Here is a 22,525-nt window from a genome sequence, read left to right as displayed (position 1 = left end):
CCTCCCTTAGTTCAATACTTCCGCTTTGATTTCCCAGTTGCGCACATCAACGAAATGCCCCTTGATTGCCGCTGCTGCTGCCATTGCTGGCGATACCAAATGCGTACGTCCACCGCGGCCTTGACGTCCTTCGAAGTTACGGTTGGAAGTCGAGGCACATCGTTGTCCTGGCTGGAGCACATCCGGGTTCATGGCAAGACACATACTGCATCCAGCATCACGCCATTCGAAGCCCGCTTCCACGAATACTTGATCCAATCCTTCTTTCTCCGCCTGAAGCTTAACCCGGCCAGAGCCTGGAACGACGATAGCCGTTACCTTATCGCTCACCTTGTAGCCTCTAGCTACCTCAGCCGCTGCACGCAAATCCTCAATACGACCATTTGTGCAGGAGCCGATAAATACATAGTCGACAGCAATTTCAGTCATCGGCGTACCAGGTGTCAGATCCATATATTCAAGCGCTTTCTCAGCAGCCTTACGTTCATTTTTGGTTGTAAAATCAGCAGGGTTCGGTACATTCGACGTAATATCGGTACCCATACCTGGGCTCGTTCCCCAAGTCACCTGTGGGATAAGCTGATCCATATCCACTTCAACAACAACATCATAAGCAGCGCCCTCATCGGTTACATAGCTCTTCCACTCTGCAACAGCAGCATCGAAAGCTTCGCCTTGAGGCACATACTGACGATCACGCAAGTATTGGAATGTTGTCTCGTCTGGTGCGATTAGACCAGCACGTGCACCCGCTTCAATGGACATATTGCACACAGTCATTCTCTCTTCCATCGTCAATTCGCGGATTGATTCGCCTGTGTATTCAATGACATACCCAGTTGCAAAATCAGTGCCGTTCTGCGCAATGAAGCCCAAGATCATATCCTTCGCAGTAACGCCTGGCTTGCGCTTGCCAACGAAGCGCACTTCCATCGTCTTCGACTTCGCTTGCTGCAAGCATTGTGTAGCCATTACATGCTCAACTTCGCTTGTGCCAATTCCGAACGCAAGGGCGCCGAATGCACCGTGCGTCGACGTATGGCTATCCCCACAGACAATCGTCTTCCCTGGATGAGTAAGACCAAGCTCAGGCCCCATAACGTGCACCACGCCTTGATCAATGCTGTCCAGGTCGAACAGCGTAACACCAAAGTCTGCACAGTTCTGTGATAATGTATCGATCTGCTGCTTCGAGATTGGATCTGTTATGTTGAACCGATCCTTCGTCGGTACATTATGATCCATTGTTGCAAATGTAAGATCCGGACGTCTTACCTTGCGGCCGCTCAAGCGCAATCCTTCAAAAGCTTGCGGGGATGTTACCTCGTGCACCAAATGCAAATCAATGTATAAAATGCTTGGTTTGCCTTCTTCTTGCACGATGACGTGCCGATCCCAAATCTTCTCGTACATGGTCTTCTTTATCGTCATTTCCTTCACCTCTCCGCGATTTTACGCTTCTCTCTCTATTTCTCTTGCCACCAAATATAGCATTTCTTTCTTCATTGATCCAAGATATAATATCTATAATTACAATAGGTTTAACCTATAAGCTATCCAGAGGAAGGATGAACGGACATGGAATTTAGACAGCTGCTCTATGCCGTCCAAATTGCACAGGAGAGGAACTTCTCCCGGGCTGCTGAGAAGCTGCACATCGCACAGCCTTCATTAAGCCAGCAGTTGTCGAAGCTAGAGAAGGAAATTGGCGTCCTCTTATTTCAACGGACGACCAATTCAGTGGAACTCACACATGCAGGAGAGATATTCGTCGACCGCGCGCAGAAGATGCTCGATGCGATGGAACAGTTGAAGAACGAAATGGCCGATATCAGCCAAACGAAGAGGGGAAAGGTGGTTATCGGGACAATGCCGATTACGGGATCCCATATCCTCCCCCATGTCCTTCCTCAATTCCATGAACGCTATCCAGCCATCGATCTGGTACTCGTAGAGGATACTTCGACGTCCAACCTGGAGCGGATGACGGCACAAGGCAAGAATGATCTATGCCTGCTATCTCTGCCCTTAACGGATGATTCTCTTACCTATCGACCTGTCGTGGAAGAGGAGATTCTGCTGGCAATCCCCCCGCACCATTCTCTTGCCAAGCAGCATTGCGAATGTTCTGAGCCAAGTCCGGTGTCCTTATCAGACCTCCGAGACGAGCCCTTCATTCTCTTGAAGCGTGGTCAAGGATTCCGGCAAATTACCGTACAATTGTGCCAGGAAGCCGGTTTTACCCCGAATGTCGTATTCGAGAGCACGAACATTGAGACCGTCCAGTCTCTCGTAGCAGCTGGTATGGGGGTTGCCTTAGTTCCTTCATTTATTGCGACTGCTCCTCGAAGCGAATTTGTTCCGTTATATCTTCCTCTGACAGGAAGACCTTCCCGTACGCTTGTTATCGCGTATCGTGAAGGCCGCTATATGTCCCATGCAGCAGAAGCATTCATGCAGACGCTGCAAGATACAATCACAGCCCGCTTCGGCTCACGAGTTCGCGCCGGAGGAATGATGAATCAACCTAAGAAGTCTGAATGAGATCGTATCTCTATGTACGAATCAGCTCATCGATTCGCACTATGGCAATCCTGCAACCGCAACAGGGAATTGACCTGATGCAGCTGCGCGTCCAAGCAATACTCGTGCTGCAGCCCGCACATTGCTATCCGTCAGCCCATAAATCGCATAGCCGATTGGTATGTTAGCCAAAGCCTGAGCATCATAGGGAAGTCCTGCTGCAACGACTGCAACAGGCTTCTTTATTTGTTCAAGCTGAGCTACCAGCTTTTCAAGCAGTTTGATTCTACGAGGCTGTCGGTATACATCGTTCGTCACGATAACGACGGCATCTGCGGCTCTGATTGCATCGGTCAATCCTGTATCTTCAAGCTTACTCACTCGAACGTCTGTCACAGCCGAACGCACCTTGTTGCGATTAGCTGCTGCATGAGCTTCCTTCTCCTCCGCCCCAACATCTCGTCTTCCCTTCACCTCAGCTACTAATGCACGCTGCATCGCTTCCAAGCTGGCACTATCATGACCGACCAGAAGTACTTGGTTCATACTGGATGTAATCAGCTCACTGGGCTGATTAGCAATAGAATCTGTCCCCCAACGTGTAACAGCCTGTTCCGCTATGCGCTTCATTAATCCCTGCGCCTGATTGGAAGCAATAAATGATTGGGCTTTCCCAATCGCTTGTTCCACATTTAATTGAGAAGCCTGCTTTGCATTCGTCACCTTATACTTCAACTTTAAGTGCAAGATGCGACGCACACTCTCATCAATGCGCTGCTCGGTCAATGTCCCCTCTTCTATCGCTTTATGAATCGCAGCTATTGCCTGATGCGGCTTAGGGGGCATCAAGAGCACATCTGCACCTGCTTGGATGGACATTACAGCAGCTTTATCCGAACCAAAATGATCCGCGATCGCCTTCATATTCAATGCATCCGTAATAATGGCCCCCTGAAAATGCAATTGATCACGCAAAATATCTGTAAGGACACGGGAAGATAGTGTAGCTGGAATCGTGATGAGTGAGCCATCTTTTTGAGAGGAGGTTGTCTTCGGCTCAAGTTGAGGAACCTGAATGTGAGCGGACATAACCATATCCACTCCTTCTTCAATGGCTGCCTTGAAGGGCAACCATTCTACTTGCTCGAACCGCTTCAAGTCATGAGTCAACTGAGGTAGTCCCACATGCGAATCAGTACGTGTCGAGCCGTGCCCAGGGAAGTGTTTCACAATGGCGGGCATGCCGCTATAATGTGCTCCCTGTACATAGGCGCGTACGTACGCAGACACCTGTTTAGGCTCAGAGCCAAATGAGCGAAGTCCGATGACGGGATTGTACGGATCATCATTTACATCAGCAACAGGGGCAAAATTTAGGTTGAAGGAGAGCAACTGCATGAGGCTGCCCGTTTCAATAGCCGTTTCCTTCGCAAGCTGGGGTTGTCCAGTCGCAGCAATCGCCATATTTCCATTCCAATCGCCAGTGAACAGGATACGATTTACTACTCCCCCCTCCTGATCTACGCCAATCCAGAGTGGGATACGGGATGAGCGGAGCATTTGGACATTGTCTTCAATCGTTTGCCCCACAGTCTTGATGTCATCTTTGAATAAAATAACGCCTCCAGGAGCCAGTTCATGAAGGATATTCGACAGCGCTTGGTTAGGCTTCTCAGCAGTAAGCGCAGATAAGTGAACCAAAAACATTTGGCCAATTTTCTCGTCTAAGGTGAGTGCTTGCAGCCATTTTTCCACTTGAATGTTGTCTTCTGCAGAGCCGTTTACAATTTTCTGGTCAAATGAAAAATCCGAACCCTTCAATTGGATCGCATCCGTACCGTTTTGATGAAGGACTCTACCATCACCATCTATACCCAGCACCCAATCTACCACATGAGCGCCATATCTAGACCAGACTAGAAGGAGCACACCTATTGTACATCCAAGAATGAGAAAAAGAAGACGTGCTTGACGACGTTTACGAGATGTGTCTGCCCGCTTATGCCGCTCTTTTCTCGACATCATACACGATCAAGCAATGGAGCAGAAGCATAGGAAGCCGTAGCAGATTGATAAAGCGATTCTCTACGATCAGCGAACACAGGAATTCGCCCCCGCACCTCTTGTACGAGCGACAGAGAGATCGGTGCCTGCACAAATGCCTCCTGTTCCCCTGATGAAGCAAGTGTATCCCCCCATGGATCAATAATTGCCGAATGTCCGAAGAAAGCTGTCTCTTGTCCGGAAGCCCCCTTGCTCGTACCGACTCGATTGCAGGCTACCACATACATTTGATTTTCAATGGCTCTCGCAGTCAACAGCGTCTTCCAATGATGAAGCCGTGGATGCGGCCACTCAGCTGGAACAAATAGAACTTCTGTACCTTGGAGCGCCATTGTTCGGGTCCATTCCGGGAAACGGAGATCATAACAAATAATAACTCCACACTTCACACCATCTAGGGTAAACGTCCCGAGCGCATTTCCGGAAGATAAATAAACATGTTCATCCATCAACTGGAACAGATGAACCTTGTCATAGGCGCCAACAATGTCGCCGTTACGATTTGCTGCATACACCCGGTTGTAGATCTGGTCGCCTTCACGAACCGATACGGATCCACCTACAATGTTTACACCATATCGTGCAGCAAGCATCGTGAGCATTTGCTTCGTCTGCTGTCCATTTACATCTGCTATTTCGTGAATCCGCTCAAGTGCATAACCTGTATTCCACATTTCTGGAAGCACAATGACGTCCGGCTTCGAATCTCTCTCCATTGCTTTGCCGATCCATTGAATAACGTTCTCCATATTTTTGTCCGGTTCGCCGATTGCAACATCCATTTGAATCGCACACACATTCCATAATTGTTCCATCGTATACACTCCTTCTCTCGGCTTTCAGCATGCATTTGTTCTTCGGTAGCACTTTCTACCATCCATCATACCTTTTCATGGATTGGAGTCAAGATGGGTACGTTAAGGAAGCAAGCGGAATCAAAAATAAACAACGAATAATCACCCACCGCGGTCTTGAAAGGATGAAAAGTAGCATGCGCAGTTGTTGTATGGTCAAATGGGTCGTAGCTATTGCTCTCTTACTTGTATGCAGCACAAGTACACTGATGACGAATTCTGTATCCGCATGGGCACCGAGTGAAGGCAGCGATTCGGCTGCAAGTCCTCAGATCCAACTGTTCGATATTAAGGCACAACGGATTGTGAAGACGTTCCCTAACAGCAAGGAGTTCCAAGCAGTCGCTGCTTCTTGGCTCAAGTCGATAACTGGACTGTCCCCTCAGCTCACGATTGGGCATCAATGTGGATATATCGTACGTATCCCATTAACATCAGTGGCTGATGTGGTTCTTCCAAGAGAGACGGTGCAGATAAAAGACGTATTTCTTATCTATTGCCCAGATAAAGATCCGCTGCTGCTCGTATTCTCGAAGGAACGCAAGCCCTATTTGCTGCGATTAAATTTAGATGTCAAACCATTTATGCAGCAGCTATTGACAACAGAACCGACAGGAAAGGCTGAAAAATCGAGCGGATAAGTTGTATTTAAAGAAAAACCGTATGTAAGCTACGGAAATCGATGAAAAAAAAGGGTATACACTTCAGTGGAAACATGCTAAATTATCGTTATTATTTTGATAACCGATAACGAATCCGGTTGCTGGAGTGGATAAGACATGTTAGAAGAAACATACCGTTCTATCTCGATCAAGCCGGCCGCACGCATGAACCGGCTTCCGAAGCAATTCTTTGCCCAGCTTGTGCAGCGGACGAACGCTCGCATCGCTGACGGTCATGATGTCATCAATCTTGGTCAGGGCAATCCTGACTTGCCAACTGCTCCTCATATTGTGACTGCGCTGCAGGAAGCAGCAACTGACCCAATCAATCATAAATACCCTCCATTCAGTGGACATCGCTACTTGAAGGAAGCGATAGCCAAGCGGTATAAGGAAGACTATAATGTGGATCTCGATCCCGATACAGAAGTAGCCGTATTGTTCGGAGGCAAGACGGGACTCGTTGAAATCAGTCAAATTCTGCTTAACGCAGGCGACGTCTGCCTCGTTCCAGATCCAGGCTATCCTGATTATTGGTCTGGCGTTGCCCTTGCTGGTGCTGACATGGTCATGATGCCATTGTTGGAAGAAAATCAATTCCTTCCAGATTATGAACGGATTACGAAGCAGCAGCTAGAACGGGCTAAGCTAATGTTCCTGAACTATCCGAACAATCCAACGGCAGCGACTGCAAGTTCTGATTTCTATGCGGACACCGTGCAATTTGCAGCTAAGCATAATATCGTCGTTGCCAGTGATTTCGCATATGGATCGATTGGATTTGACGGAAAACAACCTGTGAGCTTCTTACAGACGCCTGGTGCGAAGGAAGTCGGTATCGAATTCTACACGATGTCCAAGACTTATAACATGGCCGGGTGGCGAGTTGCATTTGCTGTAGGTAATAAAGAGCTTATCCGCCTAATCAATCTGATGCAGGATCACATGTATGTTAGCCTGTTCAGTGCTGTTCAGGCTGCCGCTGCCGCCGCATTGACCGGTTCGCAGCAACCAGTTCATGAACTGTGTGCGACATATGAACAGCGCAGGAATGTATTCTTCAAGGAGCTTCATCGCATTGGCTGGGAAGCCGTTCCATCGGCAGGATCCTTCTTCGCTTGGCTCCCAGTGCCTAAGAATTTCACCTCTGCCCAATTCGCAGACTTGCTTCTGGAGCGTTCCAATGTTGTAACCGCGCCAGGCATCGGATTTGGCGAGCATGGAGAGGGCTACGTCCGGGTCGGACTGCTCGCGCCAGAGGAGCGATTATGCGAAGCTGCCGAGCGAATTGGAAGACTATCGCTATTCTAAGCTAGATCAGTGCAATGATGCTGTCCCGGTTCATGATCGGGCTTATCAACAATTTCATTGTGTTTCTAACTAAAGGAATCTTCTGTCACCTGCCTTTATACAGGATTCGCCTTCTTTACTCCATTGGAATCACATGGTATTCTATTCGTAATACACTCATTGCTCTCATGGAGCAGCGGGTGCCAGAGTGAATACCCTTATCGTGATGACAGGACCAGTACGTAATGAAGGTCGCGTTCAGAGAGCGGAATGCCATAGGCTGCAAGCATCCGCCGCAGAGCCATTACAGAACCTATCCTTGAGCGGTCAGCATAAGCGTTACGCGTGAAGCTGAACGGCTGCCTCCGTTATAGGCGATCAAGTGGGATGGTTTCTGCATGATCATGAATCTGCGATCAACGCAGTTCAGGTATATGCTCTAGGAACCCTCAATGAAGGTGGTACCGCGGAAGTGTGACTTTCGTCCTTTAGAGGACGAGGGTCTTTTTTTATACCCATAATCCGTTTTCGCGACATCACTGTTCGGCATTCCCTTGATCCATTCACATCATCGTATTACAATCTGGTACCGGCAATCGTGAGATGTATGATACTTATACTCATGAGAGTCAAAGAATCAGGAAGTGAATGAATGATGGAACAGTGTCAACGAATTGTAGTGAAAATTGGAAGCAGCTCGCTTACCTCTGAGCATGGCGGCTTAAATCGAGAACATATTGAATTCTACGTACACGAGCTCGTCTCTCTTATGGAACGTGGTGCACATGTCGTCCTCGTCACCTCAGGTGCCGTTGCAGCCGGATTTCGACATATTGGATATATGACTCGTCCGAAGCTTCTCCATGAGAAGCAGGCTGCTGCTGCAGTCGGTCAGGCGCTGCTAATGCAGGCCTACCAAGAACAATTCCAGAAGTACAGCATTCCTTCAGCACAGCTGCTGTTAACTCGGCCAGACTTCGCCAATCGCAAGCGCGGCCATAATGCCCAGATGACAATGGAGGAACTGCTGAAGCAGCGTGTCGTCCCTATCATTAATGAGAATGACACCGTATCTGTTGAGGAACTCAAGTTTGGTGATAACGATACGCTCTCAGCACTGGTTGCGAATCTTGTTCATGCTGATCGGCTAGTGATTATTACGGATACGGACGGGTTGTATACTGCCGATCCCCGTTCCAATCCGAATGCAAAGCGATTCGACAGAGTCGAGGAAATTAACGAGGAAATCTACGCATATGCTGGAGGAGCCGGCTCATCTGTCGGTACGGGCGGCATGCGTTCGAAGCTAGATGCAGCACGTATCGCCATGCGTGGCGGTGTACCTGCCTTTGTTGGCCGGGTCAATGAGCCAGGTGATTTGCTCCTTGCTGTGGACGGTATTGGCAAGGGTACCTATTTCGATACTCACCTGCACGCATTGCCGATGAAGAAGCAATGGCTTGGCTTCCACTCTACCCCACATGGACAAATTATTGTCGATGAAGGCGCTGAACGGGCATTGATATCACGAGGATCAAGTCTGCTGCCTGCTGGTATTCGAGGAGTCGAAGGCGACTTCCACCCTGGAGATGTGGTTGAGGTGTCTGGTGAGGATGGACGTGTGATTGGCAGAGGCATCGTCAATTACGAAGCCGATCAATTAAAGATTGCAGCGGGCTGGTCTACGGATGAGGTTCTCAATCGCATCGAGGTTCCGCGCATTGAAGTGATACATCGAGATGAATGGGTCACACTACGATCATAGAGGGAGGCATGTACGATGAGTGAAGTACTTTCCAAGGCTACGTTAGCGAAAGAAGCAGCCGCAGTTATGAACCGACTGACAACCGATCAGAAGAATGAAGCATTATTGAGAATGGCGGATCTGCTTGTCCAACATGCAGATTCGATTATTGAAGCAAACGCAAAAGATCTAGAACGAGGGAAGCAGCAGGGAACATCAGATTCTCTATTGGATCGCCTTGCACTAAATGAGGCAAGAATTGAAGATATGGCAGAAGGATTGCGCCAGATCGCCGAACTGACAGATCCTGTTGGAGATGTTCTTGAGAAAATTGACCGTCCCAACGGCTTGCATATTGAGAAAATCCGTGTGCCACTAGGTGTAATTGGCATGATCTATGAAGCGCGTCCGAATGTCACCGTGGATGCGGCTGGCCTGTGTCTTAAGACAGGCAATGCGGTCGTACTGCGCGGAGGCTCTTCTGCGCTGGAATCTAACAAGCGCATTGTCGCTGTGCTGCATGAAGCGCTGAAGCTCACTTCTGTTCCGGTTGAAGCCTTGCAGCTAATCGAAGATGCGGATCGTGCTTCTGTTGACGAGATGTTGAAATGTAACGGCTTGCTGGATGTCGTCATTCCGCGCGGTGGTGCATCGCTCATTCAGAATGTCGTTCAAAATGCAACTGTACCCGTTATCGAGACCGGGGCAGGTATTTGTCACACCTATATTGACCAGTCCGCTGATCCGGAGATGGCCGAAGCAATTGCATTCAACGCGAAAGTGCAGCGCCCTTCCGTATGCAACTCTATGGAGACACTGCTCGTACATGAACAATTTGCAGAGCGCCATCTGACAGGATTGCTTGAAGGATTTGACACACATCGTGTTGAACTGCGCGGCTGCGAGCGAACAATCGCCTATGCGCCATGGGCTAAGAAAGCATCCGAACAGGATTATGCAACAGAATATAACGACTATGTACTGAACGTGCGCGTCATTGACTCGCTTGATGAAGCACTTGAGCATATCGCTCGCTATGGCACGAAGCACTCCGAATGTATTGTGACCGAGAACAAAGACCGTGCCAGCCGTTTCTTAAGGGAAGTTGATGCTGCTGCTGTCTACCATAATGCATCAACGCGGTTCACAGATGGGTTTGAATTCGGATTTGGTGCTGAGATCGGCATTAGCACACAGAAACTACACGCAAGAGGTCCAATGGGCCTACCTGCCCTAACGTCCACGAAGTATCGGATATATGGCAAAGGTCAAATTCGCGAGTAACATCGCACGCCAGTACTATTTTCCATTTAAGTGTTGGCAAGAAGGGAGAGGAATGGACATCATGAATGAAATAAAAACACAAGAGAAGGACACATTCCGGTCTCTTCACTTTAGTATTTTCGGTGCAGGATCAATTGCCGAAGCGATTGTGAGAGGAGTACTTGCGAAGCAGCTGACTGAGCCTTCGCAAATCTCCATGATCAATCGCAGCAATAACGAACGGCTTCTGCAGTTGAAGCAGAAGTATGGCGTCACGATTGAGCTCTCATCAGAAGGCAAACAGCAGCTCTTGCAGGAAGCAGATGTCATTGTATTGTGCATGAAGCCGAAGGATGCCGCAGGAGCACTTCATGAGTTGAAGCCGCTTCTCCGCCCCGGAACGCTTATCATTTCTGTGATTGCTGGTCTATCGCTTCATGCCATTGCGCATATTCTTGGTCCAGTTGCCGCTGTTCGCACCATGCCGAACACATCGAGCACGATTGGTCTCGGTGCGACTGCAATCTGCTGTTCGGATGCGGTCAATGACACACAGCGCGCCATCGCGATGGCGATGTTCGAAGCAGTCGGCATCGCAGTTGAAGTTGAAGAGCAGCACATGAATATCGTGACCGGATTATCTGGCAGCGGCCCTGCTTATTTGTACTACGTCATGGAAGCGATGATACAAGCAGCTGTAGATGGGGGACTTACAAAAGAGGATGCGCGGGATTTAACCGTCCAGACTGTTCTAGGTGCGGCTGAAATGGTACGGCTAACACAGGAAGAACCTGCTGAACTGCGCCGCAAGGTGACCTCCCCTGGCGGCACGACACAAGCTGCAATAGACGTCATGAATACCCATCATGTAGGCAGAACCATCGTTTCTGCTGTGCACCGCGCTGCAGAACGATCTCAGGAAATGGAACACCAAATTGGGAGGGAAATCGAATGAAAGATCACTGCGTCGCCACCTATCGGCTGTTCGATGATCGTGCAGACTTTCATAAGAAGGCCGAAGGAATTGCCGTTGGATTGACGGTCGGGAGCTGGACCGAGCTCCCTGAGGCGAGAAAGGCCGAGATGTCGAAGCATCTCGGCAAGGTAATCTCGATTGAGGAACATCCATCAGATGTCCTTGGGGAACGCTACGCGGATATTGCAATTGCTTATCCGGACATTAACTTTAGCCCTGACATTCCTGCCCTGCTCGTTACGGCCTTCGGCAAGCTGTCCATGGATGGTCGGATTAAGCTTCTGGATCTTGATTTTTCCGATACATTTACAGCTTCATTTCAAGGGCCTAAGTATGGAATCGATGGAGTTCGCGAACTGCTGGGCGTCCAAGACCGTCCACTGTTAATGAGCATTTTCAAGTCTGTCATCGGTCATGATCTAGCAGCATTGAAGGAGCAGTTCTACCAGCAAGCACTTGGCGGAGTTGATTTGATCAAGGATGACGAGATTTTATTTGAAAATCCCCTCACACCGATCGACATGCGTGTCCGCGCATGTATGGAAGCTGCCGCTCGTGCCGAACAAGTGACGGGCAAGAAATTGCTATATGCCGTAAACTTAACAGGGTCTACGTTCTCCCTTCGTGAACAAGCACTCCGTGCAATCGAAGCTGGAGCAAATGCCTTGCTCTTCAACGTATTAAGCTACGGATACGATGTCCTGCATGGATTGAGCCAAGATCCTGATATTACAGTTCCAATTGCCGCTCATCCTGCACTTGCCGGTGCCTACTACCCAGCGAAGGAGCATGGAATTGCCGCCCCACTTCTGCTTGGCAAACTCATGCGATTAGCTGGTGCTGATCTCGTACTCTTCCCTTCCCCATATGGTTCGGTCACAATGCCGAAAGAAGAGACGCAAGGGATCCGTCACGCTCTTACCAGTGTAAATGATTCATTTGGAGCGATACATAAGAGAAGCTTCCCTGTGCCTTCCGCGGGTATACATCCTGGCTTGGTTCCGTTTATTATTCAAGATTTCGGCAACGATGTTGTCGTCAATGCAGGAGGCGGTATTCACGGCCATCCAATGGGAACAGCTGCAGGCGGACACGCATTTGTCGATGCCATTGATGCCGTCTTGAAGGGTGACACCTTAGAAGCAAGAGCCGCAATCTCTGAACCATTGGCTGCCGCAATTGGATTGTGGGGTGTGAAGAAGTGAGCGCCGAGAAGAAGCTTCGAGTTGTCTTTTGTGATTTCGACGGAACGATAACTGAAAATGATAACATCGTGTCGATTATTAGACATTTCGAACCGCCTGGATGGGACAAAATCGTGCAGGACGTCATCCATGAACGCAAGTCGATTCGTCAAGGGGTCGGTGAAATGTTCGCCCTGCTCCCTTCTTCATTGCAAGAAGAGGTTATTCAATACGCCGTAACACAGGCACGTATTCGCCCTGGTTTCGAGCAATTTGTTCAGTTCTGCCAAGCAGAAGGGATCGAATTATATATTACAAGCGGCGGCATCGATTTCTTCGTGTATCCGCTGCTGAAGCCTTATCAAATATCTATCGATCACATCTATTGCAATGGCAGTGACTTTCGTGGTGATAAGATTCAGATTACATGGCCGCATTATTGTCAGCCGCCATGTACGAATGATTGCGGGATGTGCAAAACAACTATCGTGCGCCGCTTCCCTAAGGATCAGTATGAGCGTATTGTCATTGGCGACAGCGTCACTGATTTTACAGCAGCCAAGTTAGCTGATTTCGTGTTTGCCAGAGCTCAATTAATAGAACGATGCGACGAGCTTCAGCTCCCATATGCGCCGTTCCAGACGTTTTATGATATTATTGAACATTTGAGTCATTCCAATACACATATAACTCATCCGTAGATCGGCTGAGAAAGTGGATAAGTGAAGGGAGCCAACCTATAGAATGAATACGCATACGCTCACTTTAGAGCAGAAGCAGTGGGCACTTGCCGAGCTGCGAACAATCAAAGAGCAATTTGCCAGCCGCCACTGGTTCCCAGGAACAAGCGGTAACCTCTCCGTTCGTGTTGGCGACATACAGGAAGAACACTTCCAATTTGCCATCACAGCCAGCGGCAAAGACAAATCGGTTCATACTCCCGAAGATTTCCTGTTCGTCGATGAGAATGGCCGTGCAACGGAAGCCACTCATCTCAAACCTAGTGCCGAGACCTTAATTCATTGTGAAATCTATCGACTCACTGGATGTGGTGCCATCTTCCACGTACATACGGTATTCAACACGATCGTATCTGATTTATATGGGGATCGTGGTGCTGTACCCGTCGAAGGCGTGGAATTAATTAAAGCGTTTAATATTTGGGAGGAAGACGCAAAAATTCACATCCCTGTTGTACCTAACTACGCTGATATCCCCCGTATCGTACCCTGTGTTACAGCGTCTCTTAACCCCCGTATTCCGGGTATTCTGCTGCGGAAGCACGGTATATATGCTTGGGGTGCCAATGCCTTTGAGGCCAAACGTCATTTGGAGGCATTCGAATTTTTGTTCGAATATGTATACCGCAAACAAGCACTTCATCAATAAATTCTAGCTATTGTTCCATAAAACTGAATAAGGCCCTCAGTCACAATAGACAGAGGGCTTTAAAATTCATGTGTAGGAATGACAACACCTATATGCAAGGAAACCACATATCCCAATAGGGTTGATACGTTGGAAATAACTCCAGCGTATCTGGTTGATAACCACGATAATGACGCATGTAGCCCGCTAAATAAGAAAAGGATGAGGAATGTGGGCCAATAAAATAAGGAGCATGAATACATACGAGCCAATCGACCAAAGCTTGTTCCTCTAAACATAAGGAGTCAAATTTCTGCTTCAGATCAGGGCATCCTTTTAACACTATTTTTTTATTATAAATCATAATATCCCCGTTTTTTTCCTGTGTCCCTTTTGCTATAGCTGCATACTCTTCATCCAATAAACCGGATGCTAAATATATGGCTGATACCTTTTGCTTAGCCTCCATACAAGCATAAATACAGTGAAGCTGACTTTCCGCATAATGTTCTAGGCCCATACTTTTTATATCGGAAATTAGCAATAAATCTTTTTCAATTCTTAGATGAGCCGCTATCCACTGATGCTTCTCGGACATGGAAGCGATAATGAAATTAGATAATTCTACGATATGCTTAGCGAAAGGAAAGGCATTGGCAATGAACAATCCGCTATTTTTATTTTCGATTGCAGACATCTGGCGGATGGCATACCTTTTACAGTTAACCGCTTGATTACGTACTTCTGCATGTACTTCTTCAGCGCGTTTCACATCAATCTGTCGACTTGACAGTAATTGCCGCAACGCATGTACATCAACGAAGCAATCGATTGCTATGCTTCGAAAATACGGAGTAACATCAAAATCAATCGAGGTTCTCGTTTGAACATTTTGTAATAGGATTCCTGCAGGAGAGCCCTCGCTCGCATGATATAGCGCTTCACCAACAGCACGAAAAACGGACATTAACTGATTGCAAAGTCCTTCTGATCCTTCTGCACTATTTTGAAAATAAATCATGCGTTGTTCCTCCATAGCGATCTAACAAAACTCACATATAAGCTGAATGAGAGCTCCAGATTGAATATATCGTCGTTACGAATTACTAAAGGAAAGTCAACAAATAAAGGTAAAGATCCAGATAAGAACAATATATGTAGAGGCTATATCAAATGAGAAGTAAAAGGCGGAGATTTTTTAAACATTTCCATATCAAGGTCAATATCAAGCTATCAGTGTTCGTCCATTGATACATGATCGTAGAACCAGAACCGAATAAGATTATTATCTGAGATTGCCGCCGAAACACCATTACAGCCTCTCTGCAGCAACCTCAAAATTATTTTCCCATGCAAACTTACAGGAGCTCATACCTCATCTTCCACTAGAACGGAATTTCTGTGTATAAGCCTTCGCATCTTCAATCGAACGAACGCGGTTGCGGCTCCATTCCAGCAGGATGCGATCCACATAGCGGAAGTGCACCTTGCCTGCAAAGACGGCTTCCTTCAACGCCAATAAGATCAGTTCCTCTGGATAGTGATCCTGATCAATCCACCCAGCTATCGTCTCACATTCCATTGGTGAAAGAGGACGACCGAATTCCTTCTCGAATATATTGAACAGATTCGGCTGATCCGAATCCGTTAAGGCAGATGATTGTCTGAGTCGCTGACGTTCCGTTCGTATCTCTTCCGTCACGAGCACAGCCATTTTCTCCCATAATCCAGTCAGATTATAACGCTCATATTGAATATCCGTAGCCGCATCGATCTCCTCATCAATGCTGATAAAGCCATCTTTCAACAGGCGCTGAAGTGATTTGATCACAAGTTCTGGGGCTGTTCCCATTCGTTCCTGCAGCTCATCAATCGTCGGAAAGTCCTTCATTTCCTGCTGCTTAAAGCCTATAAGCTGAATGAGCAGCATAGCCTCCGTATCGTTCAGCTTCAACTGTCGATAACAGCGCAGCAGATGGTACGGCACACTGATGCTGCCTGATTGCATGCCTAGCGCCATCCCTTTAGCAAAGGTGCGAAAAGCGTCTCCACTCATACAATAAATCCCCTCTCCGCTTCACTACCCCTCTATTGTCTCATACGAACGGCTATTTGATAAGCACTAAATTGGCAACGTTTTCAAACAGTAGAAATAGGGCTTTGTCACTAGTGAAAAAAACGCCCCGCATCGCTGTTGCGATACGGGACGATCTTCATAAACTGTAAAACCAAGCAATATGCTTATGGGTACAAGCGATACAGCAAGCGAGGGAACGGAATTGTCTCACGGACATGATCCAACCCACAGATCCAAGCTACTGTACGTTCCAACCCGAGTCCAAATCCGGAATGTGGAACTGTACCGTATTTGCGCAAGTCCATATACCATTGGTACGCTTCTGGAGACAGTTCATGCTCCTTGAAGCGCTCTTCCATTAAGGCAGGATCATCAATACGCTGAGATCCACCAATGATCTCTCCGTAACCTTCTGGAGCGATCATATCCGCACACAGAACAACTTCTGGACGGTTCGGATCTGGTTTCATATAGAAGGCCTTGATGTTCGTTGGGTAATGCGTGATGAATACAGGCGTCTCATACTTCTCAGCGATTGCCGTTTCATGCGGTGCACCGAAGTCCTCACCCCAAGGAATATCGTATCCTTGCTCTTGCAAGAATTTGATTGCTTCATCATACGTAATGCGTGGGAATGGCGCTACACATTTCTCCAGCTTGGAAGTGTCGCGGCCAAGCGTTTCCAGCTCTGGACGGCAGTTCTTCAGCACAGATTGTACGATATGCGATACGAATTGCTCCTGTACCTTCAGGTTCTGTTCATGATCGACGAACGCCATTTCCGGCTCGATCATCCAGAACTCGATCAGGTGACGGCGCGTCTTCGACTTCTCAGCACGGAACGTTGGTCCGAACGAGTATACCTTACCGAGTGCCATTGCAGCAGCTTCCATGTACAGCTGACCACTCTGTGTCAAGAATGCATCTTCTTCGAAGTATTTGGTATGGAACAACTCTGTCGTCCCTTCACAAGAAGAAGGCGTCAGGATCGGAGGATCCACCAGTGTGAAGCCCTTCTCATCGAAGAATTGCTGTACCGCGCGAATGATTTCTCCACGGATCGTCAAGATGGCATGCTGCTTCGGTGCACGCAGCCACAAATGACGGTGATCCATCAAGAAATCAACACCGTGTTCCTTCGGTGTAATTGGATAATTCTCTGTAATCTGAATGATTTCCACATTCGTTACAGTCATTTCAAAACCGGACTTGGAACGTGGCTCTTCACGAACTGTCCCGGTTACATACAAGGAACTCTCTTGTGTTAAGCTCTTCGCCGCTTCCCAGACTTCCTCCGGCACTTCACTTTTCACTACAACACCCTGGATAAATCCAGTACCGTCACGCAGCTGCAGGAATTGAATCTTGCCACTGGAACGCTTGTTGTGCAGCCAGCACCCCATGCGGACTTCTTCGCCCACATGACGGCTAACTTCGCGGATGACACAAGTCGTCGTCATCGATCGCTCTCTCCCTTACGCATTAATTATTTCGATTCTTGTACAAGGCGGTAAGTATCCCGTGCAATCATAAGCTCCTCGTTCGTAGGAACGACAAGAACTTGAACCTTGGAATTCGGAGTCGAAATGAGACGCGGCTCTTTCGAACGAATCTTATTCAGCTCCGGATCAATTTCAACGCCCAAGAACGTCAGCTTCTCGCATGTTGCTTCACGGATTACGATGGAGTTCTCACCCACACCTGCCGTAAATACGATCACATCTACGCCGTCCATCGCTGCAGCATATGAACCGATGTACTTGCGCAGGCGATATACATACATTTCGAATGCCAAAGTAGCATTGGGTTCGCCCTCAGCCATTGCATCCGTAATTTCACGCATGTCGCTGGACAAGCCAGAGATTGCAAGCAAGCCGCTATGCTTGTTCAACATGGAGTTGACTTCGTTGACCGTCAAGTCTTCCTTCATCATTGTGAACGGTACGACAGCTGGATCCAAGTCACCGCTGCGCGTACCCATCATCAAGCCTTCAAGCGGAGTCATCCCCATCGAAGTATCGATCGATTTGCCGCCTTCAACCGCTGTCAAGCTGCCGCCATTACCGATATGGCAAGTAATGATCTTCAAGTCTTCGAGCGGGCGTCCAACAACTTCAGCCGCACGTTGGCTTACATAGTTGTGGGAAGTCCCGTGGAAGCCGTAGCGACGAACTTTGTGCTTCTTATAGAGCACCTTCGGGATCGCGTACATGTATGCCTTCTTAGGCATCGTTTGATGGAAAGCAGTATCGAATACAACGGCTTGCGGTACGTCCGGCAAGTTCGTTTCTACTGCCTTAATTCCCATCATGTGAGCAGGGTTATGCAGCGGAGCCAAATCGAACAGACGACGGATTTCCGCTTTGACTTCGGAGTCAACCAATACGGAATTGCTGAACGATTCACCGCCGTGAACGACACGGTGTCCAACAGCTTCAATCTCATTGATCGTCTTAACTACGCCAACCTTAGCATCTGTCAGCTTGTCCAATACTTTACGAATCGCAATCGTATGGTCAAGAATTTCGCTTACTTCTGTAATTTCATCCGTGTGATGCGGTTCGTGAATGAGAATGGAGGAATCCATTCCGATACGTTCTACACGGCCTGCTGCCAGTACCGATTCGTCCTGCATATCATACAGCTGATATTTAAGTGAGGAGCTGCCTGCATTGATTACGAGTATTTTCATAGTCTATCCCCATCCTTATCATACTTGAAAAATCCGACGCCCGATTTCACGCCGAGGTGGCCTGCGCGCACCATTTTTTTCAACAATACGGACGGACGATATTTAATATCGCCGAACTCGCGGAACATGCGCTCCAACGCTGCAAGTATGGAATCCAAGCCGAAACGGTCAGCCATTTCAAGCGGCCCGTATTGGAAATTATATCCGATTCTCATCGCGCTGTCGATATCTTCTGCAGAAGCGACGCCTTCTTGCAATTCATGCAATGCCTCATTGATGAGAAGGCAGATCATGCGTGAAGTCACAAAGCCTGGCGACTCATATACCATGATGCCTTTCTTTTGCACAACTTCTTCAACGAAACGTTTTGTTTCATTGAAAGTAGTGTCAGAAGTTTTCAACCCGCGGATAATTTCCACGAGATCGACTTTGGAGACCGGATGAATAAAGTGCATGCCAATAACACGCTCAGGATACTTCGTTGAGCTTGCCATTTCTGTCAAGGACAGTGTTGATGTGTTGCTCGCCAAGATAATGCTGCTTGGACATACGCGATCCAGTTCAGCGAAGACCAATTTCTTCGCTTCCAGATCTTCAGATATTGTTTCAATTACCATATCGCATGCACTTAGTTCCGCCAGATGCGTCACTTTATGTATGCGCGAAAGAATTAATTTTTTTTCGGCCTGTGTGATTGCCCATTTTTCAAGCTGCTTATCCAGGCTCGTTTCAATCATTTCATACGCGTGGTCCAGCTTCTCCGGCGATTGCTCCACCAACAGCACGTCCAAGCCTTTGACAGCAAGCATTTCTGCAATGCCTTGGCCCATTGTACCGCCGCCGATGACGCCGATCTTTTTGAAAAACATGGTTTCTTCCACCTTTCCTGTTGCTATGCTCTGCATAGTGTACCCGAGATGATGGTTTCGTTATCAGTGCATAGGTACCTCACCTTATCTTATCATGAATATGAGAGCAAAAAAGAAAAACCAGCGTGAAATCACGCTGGTAATTGTTTCTTGTCACATAACAGACACCGGAACGTATCTCCGTTCACCAATTCCTCTTCCAATAGACGCTGCAAACATCGCTCAAAAGCATCTCGGTGCTGTTCCAACAATTCACGCGTTCGATAGGTCAAATCTACCATAATCGTCTGCGTTTCTTTTGTCAAGACATCTGGTGAGAGATGTTTCAAACGGACAATGCCGAGATCCGTCAATCCTGCATTCACCATCGTCTCTACAATGTTGAGTGCTTGATCGAAGTCCCCCTGTGAGCCCGTACTACGGTTGCCGTAGAACAACTCCTCTGCTACCGATCCGCCCAGCGCAATGATGATTTGCTCCTCAAGAAATGGCTTTGTATACAGGTAGCGATCTCCCTGTGGTTGATGTCGAACATAGCCTAATGCTTGGCCGCGAGGGCTTAACGCAACTTGAGATACGCTTCCCGGCCGGACAAGCTCTGCGGCTATCGCATGTCCAAGTTCATGAATCGCCACCCGGCGTCGTTCTTCCTCATTCGTCTCTCGATCACTCTTCTCTCCCATTAACGTCTTATCAATCGCAAGCGAGAGATGCTCCATCGTAATCGCCTCTTGCTCCTGACGCATTGCATAAATAGCCGCCTCATTCAGGACGCTCTCTAATTGAGCGCCTGAGAAGCCGAACGTTTCTTCTGCGATTTGCTCCAGACTTACTTCTTCCGCCAGTGGCTTATTCGTAGCATGCAGCTCCAAAATATGCTTGCGTCCCTTCTTATCCGGCATATCTACTTGGATATGTCGATCAAAACGGCCTGGGCGCAGCAATGCACTGTCCAGCATCTCTTTACGGTTCGTGGCCGCCATTACCAGAATACGCGGTGACTCATCTGCGTACAGTCCATCCATCTCCGTCAACAGCTGGTTGAGCGTTTGATCATACTCTTTTTGTTGCCCACCTTCACGCTTGCCGCCGATCACATCAATTTCATCAATGAAGATAACTGCATTTTGTTTTTTCTCTTTCTCTGCACGCTGTCTTGCTTCCTTGAACAGCTCTCGTACACGTCCCGCTCCGACACCAACATACATCTCAACAAACTCACTGCCTGACACACCAATAAATATCGCGTCTGCATAATGAGCAGATGCTTTCGCCATTAACGTTTTCCCCGTTCCTGGGGGGCCAGTTAACAATATCCCTTTCATTGGACGAATCCCGAATTTACGAATGTCATCTGGCCGTACCAGAAAATCAAGAGCTTCAATCAATTCATTCTTGGCTCTATCCTGCCCGCCAATACGCTCGAAGCTCATTTCACTAATCTGATTATTGCCTGACTTCGCACGCCCTGACGAACGCGCCAAGCCAGCTTGTCCTCTGCGATTTACAAACAGCAGAAGAGCACTGATCGCGGCAACTGCCGCGATGACCGGCCATATATTAACTCCAAGATAACTGACAAATAATATCGCTGGGATTACGATCCCTAATGCCAATTCCCAACTACGAACGGATTGCCGTTGCTTTTTCATTAGGCCATACCCCCACAGGCGATGCTTGCAAAGGAAGCAATACGGTCTTGCTTCCTTTCTCATCCTTGAGTTGAATATACACATATCGTGAATCCATTTCCGTTTGGATCTGAATACCTGGATTTTGCTGCTGCAGTTCCTTCAACCTAACAGGAATATCGCTGTATTTCTGATGTACCATTGCATCTGCAATGTCGAACATTGCACGTGACCATAACTTATCGATAAGCGGCGTGCTCTCATCATTCAAGTATTCCAATTGTACTTTTTTCCCGCTCGAATTCTGTTGCAGCTCGTCCGACACTCTTTCAATCAGGCTGCTAATATTGGTGCCATCCTTGCTCTTCAGTTTCACTTGCAGCGCATCAGGATACCATTGAACATCATACTGCGTAATTTCAGCATGCTGCTTCAATACTCGTTCCACAGGCTGCTTCACGAAATTACGTTCATACAGTGTCCAACCTCCAAATAGTGCAACAGCTGTCGTGACCATAATGAGCAAAGTAGGCATGATTCGAATCTTTTTCGCCATGCTGAAACCTCCTGTTGCAAATATATATCAATACCCCTAGTAATCTCTATCTGATATATCAAGAGTATATCACATATGTCACTTCAACTATGGATGTAATGTGTACCATGATTGCCATCGAAATGGATTTACTCCAATACAAAAAGCGCTGCTGCTTCGCATAGCGTACAATATGTACGTCATATGCAAAGCAGCAGCGCTGCAAAATCGCCTATTACTCGTTATTGGCTAACATTGAATATGTTATTTATTAGGCAGCGTATAGACATCCCCTATTGAGGAACCATTCGCAAATGAATAGAAATGATAGAAGTAATGAACAACCCCTTGTTCATCCTTGCGTTTGACCAATGCCTGCCATACATATTGATCATCCTTAAAAGCTGGCGTAATGCGGATTACATCCGCATCCGGATATTGGGCTTCTATCTGGGCTTGAATCGTCTCTTTAGAGGTTGATTCCGCCATAGGAGTTACCTTATCAGGGAGTACCCACACGGTCTGCTCCTTACCATGTTCGTCAGTTCCCCGCACCATGTATACGACTTGATCCCATACACCCTTCTCCACTTCTGTCACATTTACGAGCTTCACTGCTTCATTCGCCCGCTTTATTATTTCCGCTTCCTTGACCCGTTCGTCCTTATTGATGTATTGCACATACTGATAAGTGGCGAAGAACAATCCGACTAGAAATAAGAGAACGAGTACCGGAATCAACCACTTCCAATGCGACCTCCGGCGTACGCGTCTTCTCTGCATGAATTCTCCT

The 22,525-nt window shown here is 47.7% G+C and carries 20 protein-coding genes; 9 read left to right on the top strand and 11 right to left on the bottom strand.

Annotation, left to right across the window (positions count from 1 at the left end; all coding sequences use genetic code 11):
• Positions 1–6: 6 nt before the first annotated feature.
• On the bottom strand, positions 7–1,431 hold the full coding sequence (gene leuC / locus M3661_RS06745) for a 3-isopropylmalate dehydratase large subunit (RefSeq protein ID WP_251483078.1): 1,425 nt from the start codon (positions 1,429–1,431) through the stop codon (positions 7–9).
• A 147-nt stretch (positions 1,432–1,578) separates the two neighbouring features.
• On the opposite strand from leuC, the gene M3661_RS06740 reads away from it, so the two are divergent.
• Positions 1,579–2,544 (top strand): LysR family transcriptional regulator, encoded by a 966-nt coding sequence (locus tag M3661_RS06740; RefSeq protein ID WP_251483076.1) that lies wholly within the window; start codon positions 1,579–1,581, stop codon positions 2,542–2,544.
• Positions 2,545–2,583: 39 nt separating this feature from the next.
• On the opposite strand, the gene M3661_RS06735 is transcribed toward M3661_RS06740, so the two are convergent.
• Entirely contained in the window at positions 2,584–4,548 is a 1,965-nt protein-coding gene (locus M3661_RS06735) for a glycoside hydrolase family 3 N-terminal domain-containing protein (RefSeq protein ID WP_251483074.1), read from the bottom strand.
• On the bottom strand, positions 4,545–5,402 hold the full coding sequence (locus tag M3661_RS06730) for a carbon-nitrogen family hydrolase (RefSeq protein ID WP_065291637.1): 858 nt from the start codon (positions 5,400–5,402) through the stop codon (positions 4,545–4,547). Before M3661_RS06730 ends, M3661_RS06735 begins: the two co-directional genes overlap by 4 nt.
• 176 nt (positions 5,403–5,578) lie before the next feature.
• Here M3661_RS06730 and M3661_RS06725 point away from each other — a divergent pair, with 176 nt between their 5' ends.
• From M3661_RS06725 to mtnB, 8 genes are all read left to right on the top strand, one after another.
• A complete protein-coding gene (locus M3661_RS06725; RefSeq protein WP_065291638.1) occupies positions 5,579–6,082 on the top strand; it encodes a type IV secretion system protein VirB6 in 504 nt (167 codons plus the stop codon).
• 138 nt (positions 6,083–6,220) lie between these two features.
• On the top strand, positions 6,221–7,414 hold the full coding sequence (locus M3661_RS06720) for a pyridoxal phosphate-dependent aminotransferase (RefSeq protein WP_251483072.1): 1,194 nt from the start codon (positions 6,221–6,223) through the stop codon (positions 7,412–7,414).
• 634 nt (positions 7,415–8,048) lie between these two features.
• Positions 8,049–9,158, top strand: coding sequence for a glutamate 5-kinase (proB, locus tag M3661_RS06715; RefSeq protein ID WP_065291653.1), 1,110 nt, complete (start codon positions 8,049–8,051; stop codon positions 9,156–9,158).
• A 15-nt stretch (positions 9,159–9,173) separates the two neighbouring features.
• Positions 9,174–10,421, top strand: a complete 1,248-nt coding sequence (locus tag M3661_RS06710; protein ID WP_065291640.1) for a glutamate-5-semialdehyde dehydrogenase — start codon at positions 9,174–9,176, stop codon at positions 10,419–10,421.
• Between the two features lie 52 nt (positions 10,422–10,473).
• Complete coding sequence (proC, locus tag M3661_RS06705) at positions 10,474–11,355, top strand: pyrroline-5-carboxylate reductase (protein WP_397376494.1); 882 nt, start codon at positions 10,474–10,476, stop codon at positions 11,353–11,355.
• Positions 11,352–12,581, top strand: a complete 1,230-nt coding sequence (locus tag M3661_RS06700) for a 2,3-diketo-5-methylthiopentyl-1-phosphate enolase (RefSeq protein ID WP_251483069.1) — start codon at positions 11,352–11,354, stop codon at positions 12,579–12,581. The genes proC and M3661_RS06700 overlap by 4 nt, the downstream gene beginning before the upstream one ends.
• On the top strand, positions 12,578–13,261 hold the full coding sequence (locus M3661_RS06695; protein WP_251483067.1) for a 2-hydroxy-3-keto-5-methylthiopentenyl-1-phosphate phosphatase: 684 nt from the start codon (positions 12,578–12,580) through the stop codon (positions 13,259–13,261). Before M3661_RS06700 ends, M3661_RS06695 begins: the two co-directional genes overlap by 4 nt.
• A gap of 43 nt (positions 13,262–13,304) precedes the next feature.
• A complete protein-coding gene (mtnB, locus tag M3661_RS06690; protein WP_065291642.1) occupies positions 13,305–13,949 on the top strand; it encodes a methylthioribulose 1-phosphate dehydratase in 645 nt (214 codons plus the stop codon).
• 88 nt (positions 13,950–14,037) lie between these two features.
• On the opposite strand, the gene M3661_RS06685 is transcribed toward mtnB, so the two are convergent.
• The 8 genes from M3661_RS06685 to M3661_RS06650 form a co-directional block, all read right to left on the bottom strand.
• The gene (locus tag M3661_RS06685; RefSeq protein ID WP_251483064.1) at positions 14,038–14,949 is read right to left on the bottom strand and encodes an O-fucosyltransferase family protein; all 912 of its coding nucleotides are present in this window, start codon (positions 14,947–14,949) and stop codon (positions 14,038–14,040) included.
• 354 nt (positions 14,950–15,303) lie between these two features.
• Positions 15,304–15,984, bottom strand: a complete 681-nt coding sequence (locus tag M3661_RS06680) for a DnaD domain-containing protein (protein WP_021254641.1) — start codon at positions 15,982–15,984, stop codon at positions 15,304–15,306.
• A 185-nt stretch (positions 15,985–16,169) separates the two neighbouring features.
• A complete protein-coding gene (asnS, locus tag M3661_RS06675; RefSeq protein WP_021259164.1) occupies positions 16,170–17,465 on the bottom strand; it encodes an asparagine--tRNA ligase in 1,296 nt (431 codons plus the stop codon).
• A gap of 26 nt (positions 17,466–17,491) precedes the next feature.
• Positions 17,492–18,697, bottom strand: a complete 1,206-nt coding sequence (locus M3661_RS06670) for an acetate kinase (protein ID WP_072727991.1) — start codon at positions 18,695–18,697, stop codon at positions 17,492–17,494.
• The gene (locus tag M3661_RS06665; RefSeq protein ID WP_021254644.1) at positions 18,694–19,566 is read right to left on the bottom strand and encodes a 3-hydroxyacyl-CoA dehydrogenase family protein; all 873 of its coding nucleotides are present in this window, start codon (positions 19,564–19,566) and stop codon (positions 18,694–18,696) included. Before M3661_RS06665 ends, M3661_RS06670 begins: the two co-directional genes overlap by 4 nt.
• Positions 19,567–19,697: 131 nt before the next feature.
• Positions 19,698–21,218, bottom strand: a complete 1,521-nt coding sequence (locus M3661_RS06660; RefSeq protein WP_021254645.1) for an AAA family ATPase — start codon at positions 21,216–21,218, stop codon at positions 19,698–19,700.
• Positions 21,190–21,753, bottom strand: a complete 564-nt coding sequence (locus M3661_RS06655; RefSeq protein ID WP_065291645.1) for a quinolinate synthase — start codon at positions 21,751–21,753, stop codon at positions 21,190–21,192. Before M3661_RS06655 ends, M3661_RS06660 begins: the two co-directional genes overlap by 29 nt.
• 243 nt (positions 21,754–21,996) lie before the next feature.
• A complete protein-coding gene (locus M3661_RS06650) occupies positions 21,997–22,515 on the bottom strand; it encodes a hypothetical protein (RefSeq protein ID WP_021254647.1) in 519 nt (172 codons plus the stop codon).
• Positions 22,516–22,525: the final 10 nt, after the last annotated feature.

Origin of the sequence: Paenibacillus sp. MER 180, assembly GCF_023713665.1 — a bacterium.
GTDB classification, from domain to species: Bacteria; Bacillota; Bacilli; order Paenibacillales; family Paenibacillaceae; genus Paenibacillus_B; species Paenibacillus_B suaedae.
Note: the sequence above shows the minus strand (reverse complement) of the source record. Positions and strands in the feature narration are given on the sequence as shown.

Bases quoted from the DNA above. Each gene is read 5' to 3' on its own strand.
- M3661_RS06665 (WP_021254644.1), bottom strand. From the start codon at position 19,566: ATGTTTTTCAAAAAGATCGGCGTCATCGGCGGCGGTACAATGGGCCAA.
- M3661_RS06730 (WP_065291637.1), bottom strand. From the start codon at position 5,402: ATGGAACAATTATGGAATGTGTGTGCGATTCAAATGGATGTTGCAATC.
- mtnB (WP_065291642.1), top strand. From the start codon at position 13,305: ATGAATACGCATACGCTCACTTTAGAGCAGAAGCAGTGGGCACTTGCC.
- M3661_RS06700 (WP_251483069.1), top strand. From the start codon at position 11,352: ATGAAAGATCACTGCGTCGCCACCTATCGGCTGTTCGATGATCGTGCA.
- M3661_RS06680 (WP_021254641.1), bottom strand. From the start codon at position 15,984: ATGAGTGGAGACGCTTTTCGCACCTTTGCTAAAGGGATGGCGCTAGGC.
- M3661_RS06685 (WP_251483064.1), bottom strand. From the start codon at position 14,949: ATGATTTATTTTCAAAATAGTGCAGAAGGATCAGAAGGACTTTGCAAT.
- M3661_RS06735 (WP_251483074.1), bottom strand. From the start codon at position 4,548: ATGATGTCGAGAAAAGAGCGGCATAAGCGGGCAGACACATCTCGTAAA.
- M3661_RS06655 (WP_065291645.1), bottom strand. From the start codon at position 21,753: ATGGCGAAAAAGATTCGAATCATGCCTACTTTGCTCATTATGGTCACG.
- leuC (WP_251483078.1), bottom strand. From the start codon at position 1,431: ATGACGATAAAGAAGACCATGTACGAGAAGATTTGGGATCGGCACGTC.
- M3661_RS06720 (WP_251483072.1), top strand. From the start codon at position 6,221: ATGTTAGAAGAAACATACCGTTCTATCTCGATCAAGCCGGCCGCACGC.
- M3661_RS06710 (WP_065291640.1), top strand. From the start codon at position 9,174: ATGAGTGAAGTACTTTCCAAGGCTACGTTAGCGAAAGAAGCAGCCGCA.
- M3661_RS06650 (WP_021254647.1), bottom strand. From the start codon at position 22,515: ATGCAGAGAAGACGCGTACGCCGGAGGTCGCATTGGAAGTGGTTGATT.
- M3661_RS06660 (WP_021254645.1), bottom strand. From the start codon at position 21,218: ATGAAAAAGCAACGGCAATCCGTTCGTAGTTGGGAATTGGCATTAGGG.
- proB (WP_065291653.1), top strand. From the start codon at position 8,049: ATGGAACAGTGTCAACGAATTGTAGTGAAAATTGGAAGCAGCTCGCTT.
- M3661_RS06725 (WP_065291638.1), top strand. From the start codon at position 5,579: ATGCGCAGTTGTTGTATGGTCAAATGGGTCGTAGCTATTGCTCTCTTA.
- asnS (WP_021259164.1), bottom strand. From the start codon at position 17,465: ATGACGACGACTTGTGTCATCCGCGAAGTTAGCCGTCATGTGGGCGAA.
- proC (WP_397376494.1), top strand. From the start codon at position 10,474: ATGGACATCATGAATGAAATAAAAACACAAGAGAAGGACACATTCCGG.
- M3661_RS06740 (WP_251483076.1), top strand. From the start codon at position 1,579: ATGGAATTTAGACAGCTGCTCTATGCCGTCCAAATTGCACAGGAGAGG.
- M3661_RS06670 (WP_072727991.1), bottom strand. From the start codon at position 18,697: ATGAAAATACTCGTAATCAATGCAGGCAGCTCCTCACTTAAATATCAG.